Raw genomic sequence first — 15220 nt, 5'->3', positions numbered from 1 at the left:
TGGAGGCTACTACGAAAGGGTGACTATGAACGCCAATAAAATAAGCCATGCATTAGTCTAATTTCTGCTTGCCCACCAGAGATTAGCGACGATCACGGGGAGCAGGCACATTGAAACGTAAGTTCGATTTGGGAACTTGCGTTGAAGACTTTGCTGGTTCTGCGCACGGGGCGGCCATCGCCCGGATCCGCTGACTGAGAATGGCGGCGTCGTACCAAGTAAACGAAAGCTCGGGATCGGCTGCGTATCGTCCCAGCATACGAAGCGTTTCCGTTCGGTTCTTGTCATCGAACAGAAACACATACTTATCGTCGCCCTTTACAAGAGCGAGTACATTAATGTCATCATTCATTCGCCGCAGCCTCCTTGCCGATGTCGCCCGGTCTATCCCGGGTGCAATCAACGAAGCATGCCGGGCAGACTATCGCTCATATCGGCTAATTGGCCAACGAACTACGGTACGTTTTTCTAAGCTTCCACCCCGTCCAACGAGCGTTTGCTTGATATGCAGGTGGCAGCAGAAACGTATAAAGTCTTCGCTGCGTTGGAGATACGCTTCCCAGCCTCCAAAACGTTGGTCGTCACGAAAGTAAAAGTACTCCGCAAGCTCATTTGTGAAATCTTCGTCACTACCGTTGTACGTGTACATGTGCGTTATAACTGGCCCGGTGGACTTGACTGCCGGTGGTAAGTTTGCCGATGGTGCGGGTGGTATGAACCCTTGTGGATCAGGCCACTGTACGACTGGGGTCGCGGCATTGCCCATGAGTAGACTAGAGGAAAACTCGGTGTTTTCTGGGATCGGCTCGAGCAACAAATGATCATGTGTATCATGAAAATCGCGTGTGACATCTGTACCGATTGCAGGGATCAATTCGGGCTCAGGCGGTTCTTTCCCTTCAGTTTTGGTTATGTCGTCATTATCGGTGTCGTGGGGAATGGCGGCAGAATACATCGAGTGGATGACAGCGGATTCGCTAACCGAGGTGCCAACGACGCTAGCTTTGGAAGCCGGACGGTCAGCGTAACTACCGGATAGGTCTGAGACAGGCGTTTGGGTCGACAATTGCTCTGATGCAAGCTCGCGTTCAGCTTCAAGCCTTACCCATTCAGGGATCTTTTGTTCATCTTTTGTTCCCCAGGGAAGGCCATAACCAACTGGGATTGGATGGAAGTTCGGATTTGCCGAATACCAATTGACATTCAACGTCATCCGGGGCGGATAGTATGGATCGTAGTCGACGATCGATCCCTGAAGGACTGCGTCGACGCCCAAGAATTTTGCAAAGCTCTGGAAGTCTTCGCCAGTGGAAAGCGATCGCTGAAGTACTGTCTGCTCGAATGCTAGCAGTTGGTTTTTAACAACGCCCACGGGAAGGACTTCAAAGCCAGGCACGGCCTGCAACTCGTGCATATAGGCTAACGAGATCCGTTCGCCACTGAGCGTAGGCTGCTCACTTTGATTGCGAAATGGCAGCACCGCTACCGTCCTGAGCTGCGGGAACGGATTGTGATATCGATCCTGGTGCTTCACGTCAGGCAGAAAATTGCAGCCAGTTACGCACATCGCGAATATGGAAAACGCGACGGCGAAAATTCTGCAAATATGACGTGTAAATTCCATAGCGGCTGATCGATCTTTGATCTCAACCGCTCGCAGCACTTTAAGCTTGCCTAGTTTGCAAGCAAAAAGTAAAACGCCCCCCCGGGCTAAAGTGAATATCGACGTTTATGATCTACTTCATTAGTAAATAGCGCCTAACCCGATAGATTTGCGCAACTTGCAGAAACCGTAAAACACGATGATCGCATTTATCATCTCACTACCCGATTCGCGAGAACGAAGGCGTTCGGCAATAGCCAAGATTCGACCAACCGGAATCCCGTTCGAAATCGTCGACGGCGTCGAAACGCGAAAATTTCGCCACGATGCTCTGGTCTGCGATCGGACCAAATGGTGGCCGCCCATGAAACCGGGCGAAATCGGTTGCTTCTACTCCCACATGCGAGTTCTAACGAGGATCGTCGACTACGATTTGCCATGGGCATTTGTATTTGAGGATGACTTCTGTTATGAGCCAGATCCGGAGCTAGGGTTGTGCGAAATCACAAATCAGCTTCCAGCGAAATTTGATCACCTTGGCCTTCAAAGCAACATTGGACTGAACCCAAAAAGAAGAGTGATTGCAGAACATGGGCGTTTCCTGCAAATGCGCGAAACATCACTTCAAGCGATTGGCTATGTGATCACACAGTCGTTCGCCCGTGTGGTTCTAGATCATCACAGTCGTTGTCAGACTCCCATCGATCAAATGTATGCAAGACTTTCGTACACTCATATTATGTACGAACTACGCAGCCCAATTATCGGCATTCAGTCCGACTTCGAATCGGTCACACACTGAGGGATGAATACAATTTACTGTGTTTGTAACACGCGATGACAACGGTGTGTTATTCACGAAAGAACTCTTACTCGATTGACGCGATGAGTTCTGGGCCTTGGTTTTGGACGTTGCCAACTTTCTTGGAAACCTTTTGTCCACGTAACGCATCGTTGGCAGGTGGTCGGCAAATGGAAACAAGTTCCAGTGCGTCGATCGGTTCCTCGTTCATCCAGCGTTCACGATCTACTTCGTTCAATAGAATTACTGGCGACCTATCATGGAGTTCGCGAAGTTCGTCATTGGCATGCGTCGTAAGAATGCTTGTAGACAGCAACGGACGACTTGAGATGCCAGCCAGCTTTTTATTCTGCTCCCAGATTGCCGCGAAGAAGAATGGCGAATTGTCTGGTCGAGATATCCAATACGGTTGTTTCGAGCCATCTTCAAACTTCTGCCATTCGTAATACCCGTCGGCTGGTATCAAACAACGGTGTGTTTGAATGATTTTGCGAAACGACGGCTTTTCGAGTACCGTTTCACACCGAGCGTTGATCATATTGCTACCGATCGCGCGAGAGTCGGCCCAAGGTGGCAACAATCCCCAATGCATTTTGATGCATCGCAGCTGATGTTGGGAGTCACGCGCAACAGTCCAAATTGTCTGACTCGGGGCAATATTGTACGCCTCTGGCCATTCTGCGGGTAAGTCGACGATCGGTTCATCAAATAGTTCGTCAACCCATTCGGCGAGGTTGGTTCGCATGGTGAATCGACCGCACATAGATTCTCTCGACTATTAACTAAATTCGACGACTACTGCGGAGGAGTTATCTCGACCGGAAGCTTCCACAGCTGACAGTACCAATCGGTTGGCAGGAGTCTTCGTTTTCCATTGTTCCAGAGGGTCGAGCAGCATTTCTGCAAGTCCACGGTCGAAATGACCATCCACAACCCCGTCGGTGCAAAGCAGGAGCTTTTCGCCAGCATGGACGTCAATCCAGCCAGTTTGAGGTTTCAAAAAATCGTGTCCTGATCCTAAGCACTGACTTAATACGCCACGTCTGGCATGATTTCGAAACTCGCGTTCATTGATTTTTCCGGTTCGCAGTAGCCAGCCGACGTGCGAGTGATCTTCCGTCAATTGCTTTAGATGACCATCCTTGCTGATATGGTAGAGTCGACTGTCCCCTACGTGTACAAAGAACGCTACGTTTTCACGAAGCCAGACTAGTGTTAGGGTCGCTCCCATATTGCGTAAGTTTTGATCATACTTGCCAAGGTTCATCAGATCGCGGTGGATCTCCTGCATCAACGTCTGCAAGATGGCTTGGGACAAATCGCGAGTTGGGGAAAGTCCCCCGCCCAAATGCCGCGGGAGATTCGAAGTCGCACGTTGCGTCGTGATACGACTGGCGAACTCGCCCGATTTTTCACCGCCCATGCCATCACTGACGGCGAATATCCATTCGTTACGATCCAATTGATCGCTGCCCTCAACGCCCAAGAAGCGCAACCCATTTGGCTGAACCTTGGCTGCGAGATATGTATCCTCGTTGTTCTTACGAAATCTTCCTACGTGTGAACGTGCAGACCAGCTTAACTTTGTCGCCCGATCCGGAAGTGTTTCGTTTGACGAGTTCAGAGAGTCTGCGCTGAGCAATTCTACGGCAGAGGCTTCATCAATGATTGTTGCAAATTCGAAATCGATTACGCAGAAACGGCCGTCCGTGGAACGATACGTGATATTGCGATCAAACGGGTCATCATGCTGCACGCCAAAATGAGTAAGTTCCTCGAAGAGACTGCGTACCTTTTCTTCGCTAATCTGCTGAACACGAGTTCCGCAGTTGCTCAGCACTACTTCCAGGGTTTGTTCGTTTGTGCCCAAGATTCTCGGAACGAACGGGCACTCGCGTGCTTCAAGGTACTTTAGAACGCGCACTTCATTCGCGAATCGTTCTTCCGCCTTCGGTCCGCGAAACATTTTGTGTACACGACCATCGTAGCCAATCCGGACGAGAGCCCGCTGGGTGTTCTTCGCCTCTTGCATTTCGATCCTTTTTGCAATGTGAACGCAGACTACTGGTTTTTAATCAGTTTCGGTCTGTCACTGTTAGTTTTGAATAGCCGTTGTTTTGGTTTTGATACGCACCAGATAGGCGTCGACGGTCATAAACAGCGTGCTTCCATCTTCCCCAAAGGTGCAATTCGATGTTCGCTCACCAGTGAGCAGGCGGCCCAACAGTTTTCCGTCGGAGTTAAAAACGTAAACTCCACCTGGCCCCGTCGCCCACACATTCCCCTTTGCATCGACCTTCATACCATCGGGCAATCCAGGAAGTTTGCCGACTTGATCGGTTGCATCGTAGAATAGTTTGCCGTTGCTAAGTTTGCGATCGGCATCGATATCAAATTTCATCCAGATCGCTTTGGACGGATCGCTTTGCGCAACATAAAGGTGCTTTTCGTCGGGCGATAGAGCTAGCCCATTGGGCCGTTGAAGTTCCGTAGTCAAGAGTTCGACTTCGCCTGATTCATGCGAAATCTTATACACGCCGAAATGATCCAGTTCGCGACGTGGATCGTTTTCGCGCATTGGCAGACCGTAGGGAGGATCAGTAAAGAAGATATCTCCATTTCGTGCGACGATCGCATCGTTAGGACTGTTCAATCGCTTGCCTTGATATTTATCTGCAAGTGTAATTTTACCTCCACCCTTGGTAAGCTTGGATACACGACGATCGCCATGTTCGCAGAGAACCAGTTCACCGTCCGCGGTCATCGTCAATCCGTTGCTGCCAGGTTCGAGTCCGTAGTAAGTAACTCCGGTGTAACCGGATGGGTTCATGAAAAGGGAAATTCCTTTTTTCTCCGACCATTTAAAAATGCTATTGCGCGGGATATCCGAAAATAGCAGATAACTTTCGTCCTCTGTCTTGACCCAAATCGGTCCTTCGGTCCACGTAAAGCCATCGGCCAAGACTTCCATTTTTGCTGCTGGGTCGATAAGAGTCGAAAACGATGAATCGACTGATTCTAGCTTGCCAATTGTACGCATAGCGTTGGATTGCCCCTGAGCATAACTGCAGATGGAGACCGCCATTGCAGCGAACAGTACTGCAGCAGCCTTCGGTAAATGGAAAAACGATTGATTCATGGATGTCGCCTTTTAAATGGTTCCCGATAACGTGGGAAATGACAATCAGTTAGTCTTTGCAGACAAAGAAATGATGGCCAAGCGGAAGTTCCGCTTGCAGAATCGCGAGTACGCGAATTAGGGCACCATTATAACTGCTTTTACGCTAAACACGACGCGTCTAGCAGACTTATGTTTTAGTTCACTCGTCGGTTTCAGCAGAGGGGCGGTCTACATCAAAATCACGCCACTTCACCGCTCGCTCCATCGGCTCAATCCGCAACATAAGCCGACCAGCCTGGAACAACCGTACGCTACCACTGCTCTGACTGACCACGACAGCGACCGCCTTGGTCTTCTGAGAAATAGCTGCGGCTGCCCAATGACGAGAACCAAGACCCTTGGAAAGGGAAATGTTCTCGTGGCGAACTTCGATGATCTGTCTTGAACGCTCGAAAATGCCATCGGACGAGACAATAAAAGCCCCATCCATTTGAGCGATTTCTTTGATGTCTTCGCGAACTTTTGAGTCATGCAAGTTACGATTTCGTCGCGAGTATCCGCGCAGCGGATCAAAGCCGCTATCTTTGCAATGCTGAAGTACTTTGCGGATATCGCCGACAACAAAGAGCGTGCCGACCTTCTTCCCTTCTCTGCCCTCGCGTCCAATTGCCAGCGCGAGATCGATGACGCTCTTGAGAGTGTTAAGCGGCACTGAAGATTCCAGCTTTTGCAAATCACGACTGGTCAATCGACTCAAGCGTTCATCAAGGCGTATGACCGAAATTGAATCTAGTTTTTCATCGTCAAATGCGCTGTAGACGGCAATAACATCATCTTGATTTTTCATCAAGTCATCGGCAACCGCTTCCAGTAACGCGTGTTGCAAACGTTCCATGACCGGCGCGTCTTCCTTGTGTAGCACTAAAGGAATAAGCCCCGCTGTTTCCGCCCCTTCAAGCTCACTGCTGTGGTCTGCGGCTACAATTACATTCCGGATTGACTTTGGGATCATCTCCCGCAGCTTTTCCCAATCGGCGGAACCTTCTAGCAATAGAAGCAGCGAATTGGTCTGTGACTGGACCGCCAAACTACTTGCCGCAGCAACAATGTCGGTATTCTTTTTAGTGAGTTTGAGCGACGGCATTTAGTAAAATAAGACCAACAGTTAAAAAAGAACACCAACCTGAAATGCCGAAAAACGCTCGGAAAGGGAAGCGAGTTCAATCGTATCGGTATTGCAAATCGTTTGCAATCACTACCGACAATTGATCTTCCAGACTTTTCCATCAATTGTTGATCTGAAACGCGAATTGTCTCGGTGCGAACGGACTTTCGCGAATAACTTACAATTGCCAGCTGCGTTGGGAGTGAAAAAAGAACTTCACAGAGCTCCAACGGTTTAGCGTTTTTTCGTGTTCACCTGCGAGGTCGGAGTTTCTGCAACTGCTGTTGGGCTGGATTCCGATTCTTGGTCCAACAATACCTTTTGACGGTAAAGCACTAGTGAACGCAGCGCATGACCACGAGGACCGATTGCCCATTTGACATCACGTCGGTCATAAACCTGACTTACTAGATAGTCAACGGCGCGCTCAACGCGCGGGTTCCGCAACTCTTCGGGTGAACTTGTGTAGACGAGCCATTCTAAGATGTGCCCCGTCGTTTGCACCTTGCGATCATCTTTGGGTTCAGAACCTCTCGATTCAAACCAGTTTGTACTAAACGAGCCATCGGTATTCTGCAGGCTCCATGCATAGTTGACGTAGTCGTCAATATATCTGACGCCAGCCGCATAGGAGCCTTCTAGGGGCATGGCCTCCTGCCGACGTTGATTCAACGCAAAGGAAATGCCCATTAGCCGATGTGTGCCTCCACACGCTGCTCCATTGACCGGTTGCGCCATTTCCTCTCGAAGCAGGCGTTCGACATTCCACGTCTGGCCGTCATTGGATCGCCACGACTGTTTTGTGCCCAAATAGTAACTCAGGCCGATAAGTTTAAACGTCAGTTCCGATTTTGGCCGGCATGTTAGCATCTCATACTGTACAAGGTTCGCGACTGTAAAGCTGCGGTTGCCTATGCGGATCGGATAGCTCGAAGGAACACGGGATTGAGCCAGCATCGCTAGGAACTGGCCATCATGACCTTGCACGCCTCCGCCGACATTGGGGCGGAATGAGTTACGAACCGGAGTAAAGATACGCTGCGTACGACAGACTTGATTGGCACACATCCAAGCAATCGCGTTGACGCGTCGATTCCCTGCGACGACTTCTGTCTCTACTCCAAATGGTAGTAAAGAATGCATGACAGCCCAGGGGCTTCGTACCGCAATCGATTCTGGATTGTCGATGTAGTATTGCAAAGTCGCCTCAACCCTTTTTGCTCGAAGCGCCATTTCTGGATCGATCGACGATGGCTGCGCATAGTCGTCGTCAATTTGATTGATTGGAAGTAGCTTTGAACCGGGCGCTAAGATCTCTCCGCGACGAAGGCTTACCATTCGTTTCTCAGAATCACTGCTTGATGGTGAGTCGCTGGATGTCAAGCCTTCAGTGGGTATCGGTTCAATTACGATAGGAATCGGTCTTCGCATCACAGGACGCGACGAAGCTATTTTCGCTGAGTCAGAATTTTGCGGCTCTTCGTCGATGCTCTCAGAGGCTACTTCACCTTCACCCATATCTGCAAGATCTTGATCGCTATATGGCGAGTCAAGCGATTCGTCGAATTGTCCATCAGTTGGACTGAGGCTATCTGCACCGTTGGAAGCGGTATAGGTCTGCGTGTGGGCATCGGGAGCGTCGATGTCACTCGGCAACGAGTCCATACTGGACTGGTCGTCGACCATAATCAAAGCGTTAATGCTGTCGGCATCGATCGCCTCGGCCATCAAAAGTGGCGCTTCCATCAATTCGTCGTCCGCATGGTTCTCGACCAAGTCGTCGGAAACGAACGCGGGATTGTCAGTGTCTTCGTTTAAGGCAACCGGTCGTCGCAGTACCTTTTGCGAAGTCTTCGCAGGTTGCTGGCTAGGAGGAATAACAATGGTTTTAACCAGATTCGGTATCGAAGTGACTGCCGCGTCAGCTTCCGTTTGAATCGTCGACTGTGGAGTCAGGGTTGTGGATTTGGGTGACGGAGTCGTCTCAAGTTTTTTATCAACAACTGTTTCGCCGGTGGCGGTATCGTTAACTAATTTGTCTGCGTTTGCAGATGCTGGCGTCTGGTTTGCCTGGGGGGCTGGGAGTTCGACCTTTGCCCCGTCAGCCGTCGGTGCCGTAACCGTTTTTCGAAGCGGATTCGCAGGCGCTCCACCAATCACAAGCGTCTGTTCATCTGCACAAACTGGGGAAGCGAGTAAAGCTACAAGATTTAAGACAAATGCGAATTTTGTTGCTAAGGCAAGTTGCTTTGCGGTAGCGTCAGTTGGCTTAGCGAACTTCATTAGAACTCTATTTCGATAGTTTCGAAGGCTTTGCGGTCTGATCGATCATCGTTCCGCGGCTGGACCGGTGTACGTTGTATCGGTATTACTGTGGCTGCTCTTCAGCCGAGACAAAGAAAGCGTTTTGTAATCGAATGATTAGCGTAAGTTCTCGAAATCATTGACAAGGTGAACTCCAGAATTTTGTCCATTCCATAACCTTGTCAGCTATCGAGGGAACTTCTTCTTCGACGGCTTCACCAGCAAGATAGCTTTTCCACTTTGGCACATTGCCACCAAACGATTTACCAGTCGACTGCGCGAGCGCTTCGGTAGCGGCTAATTGCGTGGCTGGTGACTTTTCTTGGAGAGCTGCAGCTAGCAAGCCTTCTGTCTGCGGGCCTTGGAAATTGCCTAACGCACGGATGGCGGCGATTTGTACGCCTTCTTTATCCGTGTCTTGCAGAAGGGGCTGTAAGATTGGAATCGCTTGATCTGCATCCTGATTGCCAATTGCCGCGCACACGGCCATACGAACCTTTATACTTTCGTCCTTGCTCGCACGCTGCAACAATTGCAAACTTAACGAAGGTTCGACGTCCGTTAATGCCAACACCGCTTCCCGCCGCATCTCAGGGCTCGGGTCATGTTCCAAGATTGCGTCGATATGTTCAACCCACTGCCGCTGCTCGTCGGGACCCATGCTAGCGATTTGCTTTGACAGCAGTCGCATTTCGTCAAGGCGCTCGTGGTACGTCGGACCCAATTCAGAGTCTTTCGCCCATTGACGTCGATAGTATGGGTTCATCTGTTTTAACGCGAACATCGGTCCGTCAGCACAACCACTTACGACGAAGAGGAAAGCGACGGAAAGGATGCGTTGCAATGTAATCGTTTTTCGCATTGAACGTTTTCGGAGGAGCGCGCGTGAAGAAAGCCGGGTTTGACCGTAGCAAAGCAATCGAACCGTTGCCAGATAGATCTTGGCAATAAATTAGCCGCAACTAGGAATACGCACGAAAAAGCGTGATTTCGGCGGTCAATTGCTGGCTAAAGTCTCCGTGAGCCACTCTATTTCTGAATAGAGCCGCGGCGGATAATCGAGGTCCAGAAGCGCCTGCGTTATTCGGCCCACCATATCTTTGCTTGAAGTTTCAATCGCCTTGTCCGTAGTTATAAACCCCTGCAATGTAAGCATTTCGCTGTTGGCCAGCGATGGTTTGGTGGCCGCAGGTGCAACTTCAGCAAGTTTTACTTCACGTGCGACTTCGATCAGCTCAAGAAACTTGCGTGACTGGCGATCATAGATTTTCGATTCTTCGTACGCAGCCTTTGCAAGCGACCATTCTTCTCGCAACGGTTGGCTATTGCCGGTCGCGACAACTTGATCGATATACGCAAGTTGTCGGTCAAGGACCTCGGCGGTACGAGGCCATGCCAACCTTTGATCTTCAATGCGATCCGACAATTCGGTTAGTCGAGAGTTGACGGCAAGTCCGCCTATAAACAGAACTCCAATAATCGAAGCAAAAACAATAACAAAGTACTTGCCCCGAAAGGTCATGCTGGCCAAATATGTAAATGTGGGAAAGGAGGATTACTACTAAAGAACAAGTCGTTCCCCAGCTTCGACCAGTGCAACAACTAACTGTGCAAGCTCAGCCCTATCCCTTATGGACGCGAGGAGCGCAGAGTCCGGCCGAATGCACTACTCAGTGGGTTATCAAACGGAGCCTGAAAACCAGTATTTGTACGTTCATAAGGTCGAGCCGACGAGACCGAAACTTAACGCACAGTAACGGTCAGGTAAGCCTATGCTTTGTAGTTGGACAGCTTTTCCATCTCGTCCGCAACGCTACTTCCATCGGGCGTTTTATCGCTGTGTGGTTCGAACCATTCTTCATCGAACTTGACAAAGCCACCTTCGCCTCGCAGTCCTTGCTGAATAGCGACATTGGTCGTAAGTGCAATGACCGCATCGCCCATAGCCACCTTGGGGTAGCAGCGTGGACGGTTCTCTTTGTCTGGGTTACGAATGCAATAGGCCCAATGCTCGATTTCCTCCGTATACCCGCGGCTCACTTGGCCTGATGAAGCGGCCTTAGCGACCGGTGCTGCACCTCCACCACTTGCTTGCGTGTCTAACGCGTAGCCGCCGCCAGCAGCCTTAACGCCGACGGAGCTGGATGTATCTGAGTCGGCATACAGCATGATTTCCTGCTCTTTTTCAAGAATCAAAGTGCCCTTTGTTCCCATCACGATCTCGCCATAACCGCCGAAGCCATTACCGTTAATCGTGGAGTAGGTGACGACGATCTTCTTGTTCGGATCCACGGAATACGGGTCGATAATGTTATTACCCTTCTTCGTTGGATAGCCGACTTCGAATTTCCCGTCATATTCAGGGCCAGGAAATTCGAACGAGCAGTAGACGTGGTCTTCCGCTTCCCGGTCGTTCGGGAATATATGGCGTCCGCCAATCGCATGGACGGTTAACGGATGCGCCTTGGTGCCATCCTGACGCAATGCACTGCAGAAGATACTTGCAGCGTCTAACTGATGCGAACCGAGTTCAGCCATCAGGCCGCCGCCGGTGCGCTCCCACAATCGCCAACGAATCAATTCTTCCATTGCTGTTCGTGTACGACCGCCTTCCAACTCTTTCGCTAGGTAACCAAGCTCTTCGGCATTTACCTTCGCATCTTCGTTGAGCGCCATCCACTGCGCAACTTTTTTCGTCAGCAACTCGGCCTCTACTGGGTCGGTGGCTTTTTCTAACTGGCGACGGAAGCTATTCAACTCGCTTGCGATCTTATCGATCTTCTTCCCCGAGACATCGATCTCGCCGCCTGGAATTGGCGGCGCCCAAGAGTCACGGCCGGGAAGATTTCCGCGGTGCCACTGAGCGCGAATATGATGCAGTTGCCCCAGCAATCCCCAACGGATCAAGTGGACTGCATTATCGTAAAGCACGCTGTAATGGCGTTGATGTCCAGTGGCCAGCAGAAGCTTGTGCCCTTGGCTATTGGTCAGACCGCTATCGCTATCCAAGTCTCCCAAGCGAGAGAGGACTTTGCACTGTGCGACGCTGTGAGCCATCAACTTTTCAGTCAGCACGTGCTTGCCCGCTTGCATGGCCTGAACGGCGATTGGAGCATGCAGGTGTAATGGCAACGCGATTATGATAGCCTCGATGGAATCATCGGCCAAAATGTCGCGAATCGCAGTTGGGCCGTCGTATACCTTGACGTTCTTTCGTGCTTCTTCATACGACGAGTAGCTAGCTTTCGAAATCAGACCGGGCCGCGCTGCTGCCGCCGCCGGACTTGACCAATCTCCGTAAAACGCACGATGAATCGACGAAGGTCTAGCGTCTGCGATCGCAACAACCTGAACATACTCGGGTGAACAACCCCCCAGCAACACGTTGCCTTCGTCGCCTGTTCCAATTACACCGACTCGCACCGGATCGTCGACTTTGCTGTAGCCGAAATACATAGCGCCAAGGCCTGCGCCCGTTACTGCGCCCGTCGCAATGACACCCTGCAGGAATTCTCTTCTTGTAAAGCCGACGGCTTCGTCGAAGTTGTTTATCCCGGTGGTTTTTTCTTCAGGAGTTAGCTGATCCATAACACATAGCCTCGAATTAGAACGTTGATTTGATTAATTATTATTTCGATGTTTCAAGTAGCGGTTGCGACGAACAGCGCTTAGGCAGCCACGGGCACAGGCTTCCCAGTGTTTGCTGTGCGTTCCGCTCGTCGGCGTTGCCAGTAAGACCAGGGTAAAAAGTCAAGTCCCGCATATCGTCCTGCATCGGCGAACGCCAGGAAAAAACAGGCCATGGCTTCGATCGCTTGGTAATAAGTGGGTTGCGCTCCTGCGGCACCAGGGAACTGAGTTAATACGACAGAAGTCAGGAATATTCCCGCCGCTATGCCCGCCACCGGGGTCAGCAAGCCAAGCATCAAAAGTATTCCGACGGACATGTCAAAAATTGGTATGATCTTGTCGACTACATGCGTGTCCATCGCTCGCGGAGGTACAAGATTGAATGGGATTACACCAACACCTTGCCTCTGTTCTGCAGTAGCAACCTTAGCCATGTTCGCCTGAAGCAATTCCAGCGTTAGATCAACGCCGGAAAGTACAGGTTTAATTGAACTCTTCCATTCGCCTTCGATCGAGGTTCGCTGCGCGGCGAGCGAATTAACTTTTTGCCGTGCCGCATCCTCTTGCATTTCCTTGATGCGATCAAACCCGCTTTGGTACTCTCGGATTTCTTTTCCGTAGGAAACCCAGAGGGAGTCGAGGCTCTTAATCGCGTTGGCCACTACTTTGGCACTTTGCTGCCTTTGCTGTTCGTCGAAACCATACTTTTGGTTCGCTACGTTTCCGTAGTCCTGAATTTTGGCAACTAGCAGATCACGATCCGACCGAATACGGCCGTCATAGTCAGGTAGCAATGAATGAAAAAATGGCGCTAGAGGACCGACTGCGCCGCTCAAAAAGCCCGTCGAAGTGAAGTTGCCTTCGCGAACTTTCGTTACCCCTTCCATGTAAAAATGGTAGCCCACAGTAACGCGGAGCAGCACGATTCCTAAGATCGCGAGAGTTCCAAATCGTCGATAAGAATGCATTGGGTAAGTGTTGAACTAAAAGTGGTTTGTAAGCTTTTTGTGGACCTAAACTCGCGACGGAATCAACAAAAAAGTGTCCATGGTTAGACCGAAAATCTGCACATTCGGGTAACAAATTATGCTGGCACTTGAGGAGATTCTGGGGTTTGTCAGGGAGAAGAATCCAGGCGACAACCGCTGATTATGAACTGAAACGCGTCATTAGCCAAGGCGATTGTTGAAATGATGGTTTCGCGATGTTAACGAGTTGAAATATGCAGGCATTTGCCGCATTCCGAGAGGAACGCGTGCGACTCTGTAATTGAGGATCTTCAGCGCGGAAAATTGATGATTGGAGATAGTGCCAGCGTCGCACAACGCACAGTCGGAGCACCGCTTTATTGTTGCTAACCACAGACAGCCGCCAGACTTTTCCGTTTACGTAGACTGTACGAAAAATATAGCTGGAGTTTTCAACCGCAATTCTAAGATCTTCTCCCAAATCGACTTCTAGATCCGATTAGGAAAATTGTGACAGCAGGTTGAGGAAACACTCTGCCAAACTTACAGGCAGTTGTTTCAGTGCCGTGGCAAAAGGATAACGATGCGATTCCGATTAACGATAATTCTGTTTTTACTTGGCGTGGCTCGTCCTGTGATGGCGCAGCAAGTCGGCGGAGGGTTGGAATCCATGTCGTTTTCACCCAGCGATCAACATTTAGAAGCAATCCCGCCCCTGCCCTATGAAACAGACCTGAGTGAGCCGTATACGATATCCAGCGCATCACGAAGCGATCGACATACCGCAACCTGGCGCGACACGCTATTTGATTTCCGATCGGGAGAAATTTCATTCTTCAGCGGTATTGATGGGAGCAAACAACCGCAGGACTTTGGTGTGAATGCAAATCTCGGAAGTCGATTTGCGGTCGCCCTTTCGGCTCCGCTTATCATTGACCGAGGCATCGGATGGCAAGTTGGTGCCGCATTCCATTCAAGCGACAATGCAGTGCGTGTCTACGAACTAGTTGGCCAAGTCACAGACCGTCAGCAACTCTACACAACCCTTGGCCTCTACCAAAGGACCGAAGCGGGCTTTGCATGGGGCGTCGTGTACGATTACTTGTATCAAGAATCCTACGACAGCATCAATGCAGGTCAGTTTCGAATAACATTGCGACAACAAATCGGATGCAATGATTGGTTGGGTTTCCGAGCGTCGATTGATGAACATGGCGATTCAGCAGACTTCTTGGGGACAAACGTGACTTTGCAACCCATTAGCCAAGGTGGTGTATTCTGGACGCATCGCTGGCCACTTCGCGCGTTAACGACGGTTATGGTCGGGATGGCCGAATCTCATGGCGAGGACAACGCTGTGACGGGGCCTTCCGCTGCGACAAAGAACAATTTCGTCTTTGCTTGTGATCTGTTCATTCCCTTGTCGAAATCGTTTGCCATCGCAGGAGAGACAAACTTGATGGGCCCAGCGGACACTGGAACCGTCGACGCATTTCTTGGAATTGAATGGGTGCCAGGAGCTGGCGCATTCTCATCGCGATTACGGCCGTATTCTCCACCCCATTCAGTTGCAGCGCCGACCTCGATGCCGCTTGATTTGAGAATGTGACACTAATTCAAGTTATCG

General features: G+C 50.5%; 13 protein-coding genes. 2 read left to right on the top strand and 11 right to left on the bottom strand.

The features are described from left to right. Positions 1-82 precede the first annotated feature (82 nt). The gene (locus SH451x_RS19050; protein WP_479358616.1) at positions 83-352 is read right to left on the bottom strand and encodes a hypothetical protein; all 270 of its coding nucleotides are present in this window, start codon (positions 350-352) and stop codon (positions 83-85) included. A gap of 69 nt (positions 353-421) precedes the next feature. Continuing rightward, positions 422-1624, bottom strand: coding sequence for a hypothetical protein (locus tag SH451x_RS19045; RefSeq protein ID WP_479358615.1), 1203 nt, complete (start codon positions 1622-1624; stop codon positions 422-424). Between the two features lie 178 nt (positions 1625-1802). Here SH451x_RS19045 and SH451x_RS19040 point away from each other — a divergent pair, with 178 nt between their 5' ends. Further along, on the top strand, positions 1803-2405 hold the full coding sequence (locus SH451x_RS19040; RefSeq protein ID WP_479358614.1) for a glycosyltransferase family 25 protein: 603 nt from the start codon (positions 1803-1805) through the stop codon (positions 2403-2405). 67 nt (positions 2406-2472) lie between these two features. Here the strand turns inward: SH451x_RS19040 and SH451x_RS19035 are convergent, their stop codons facing one another. From SH451x_RS19035 to SH451x_RS18995, 9 genes are all read right to left on the bottom strand, one after another. Beyond that, a complete protein-coding gene (locus SH451x_RS19035; RefSeq protein WP_479358613.1) occupies positions 2473-3168 on the bottom strand; it encodes an SOS response-associated peptidase in 696 nt (231 codons plus the stop codon). A 15-nt stretch (positions 3169-3183) separates the two neighbouring features. Further along, on the bottom strand, positions 3184-4437 hold the full coding sequence (locus SH451x_RS19030; RefSeq protein ID WP_479358612.1) for a protein phosphatase 2C domain-containing protein: 1254 nt from the start codon (positions 4435-4437) through the stop codon (positions 3184-3186). 63 nt (positions 4438-4500) lie between these two features. Beyond that, positions 4501-5544, bottom strand: coding sequence for an SMP-30/gluconolactonase/LRE family protein (locus SH451x_RS19025; RefSeq protein WP_479358611.1), 1044 nt, complete (start codon positions 5542-5544; stop codon positions 4501-4503). Positions 5545-5725: 181 nt separating this feature from the next. Further along, positions 5726-6670, bottom strand: coding sequence for a DNA integrity scanning protein DisA nucleotide-binding domain protein (locus tag SH451x_RS19020; RefSeq protein ID WP_479358610.1), 945 nt, complete (start codon positions 6668-6670; stop codon positions 5726-5728). A 255-nt stretch (positions 6671-6925) separates the two neighbouring features. Continuing rightward, positions 6926-8974 (bottom strand): hypothetical protein, encoded by a 2049-nt coding sequence (locus tag SH451x_RS19015; RefSeq protein ID WP_479358609.1) that lies wholly within the window; start codon positions 8972-8974, stop codon positions 6926-6928. A gap of 157 nt (positions 8975-9131) precedes the next feature. Next, the gene (locus SH451x_RS19010) at positions 9132-9857 is read right to left on the bottom strand and encodes a HEAT repeat domain-containing protein (protein ID WP_479358608.1); all 726 of its coding nucleotides are present in this window, start codon (positions 9855-9857) and stop codon (positions 9132-9134) included. A 135-nt stretch (positions 9858-9992) separates the two neighbouring features. Further along, positions 9993-10517, bottom strand: a complete 525-nt coding sequence (locus tag SH451x_RS19005) for a hypothetical protein (RefSeq protein ID WP_479358607.1) — start codon at positions 10515-10517, stop codon at positions 9993-9995. Positions 10518-10765: 248 nt separating this feature from the next. Beyond that, positions 10766-12583 carry a Gfo/Idh/MocA family protein gene (locus tag SH451x_RS19000; RefSeq protein WP_479358606.1) on the bottom strand — a complete coding sequence of 606 codons (1818 nt, stop codon included), beginning with the start codon at positions 12581-12583 and terminating at the stop codon, positions 10766-10768. A gap of 80 nt (positions 12584-12663) precedes the next feature. Further along, the gene (locus SH451x_RS18995; RefSeq protein ID WP_479358605.1) at positions 12664-13593 is read right to left on the bottom strand and encodes a DoxX family protein; all 930 of its coding nucleotides are present in this window, start codon (positions 13591-13593) and stop codon (positions 12664-12666) included. Positions 13594-14176: 583 nt separating this feature from the next. On the opposite strand from SH451x_RS18995, the gene SH451x_RS18990 reads away from it, so the two are divergent. Further along, positions 14177-15202 carry a DUF6666 family protein gene (locus SH451x_RS18990; RefSeq protein ID WP_479358604.1) on the top strand — a complete coding sequence of 342 codons (1026 nt, stop codon included), beginning with the start codon at positions 14177-14179 and terminating at the stop codon, positions 15200-15202. Positions 15203-15220 lie beyond the last annotated feature (18 nt).

It is taken from the genome of Njordella aestuarii (genome assembly GCF_056494165.1).
Note: the sequence above shows the minus strand (reverse complement) of the source record. Positions and strands in the feature narration are given on the sequence as shown.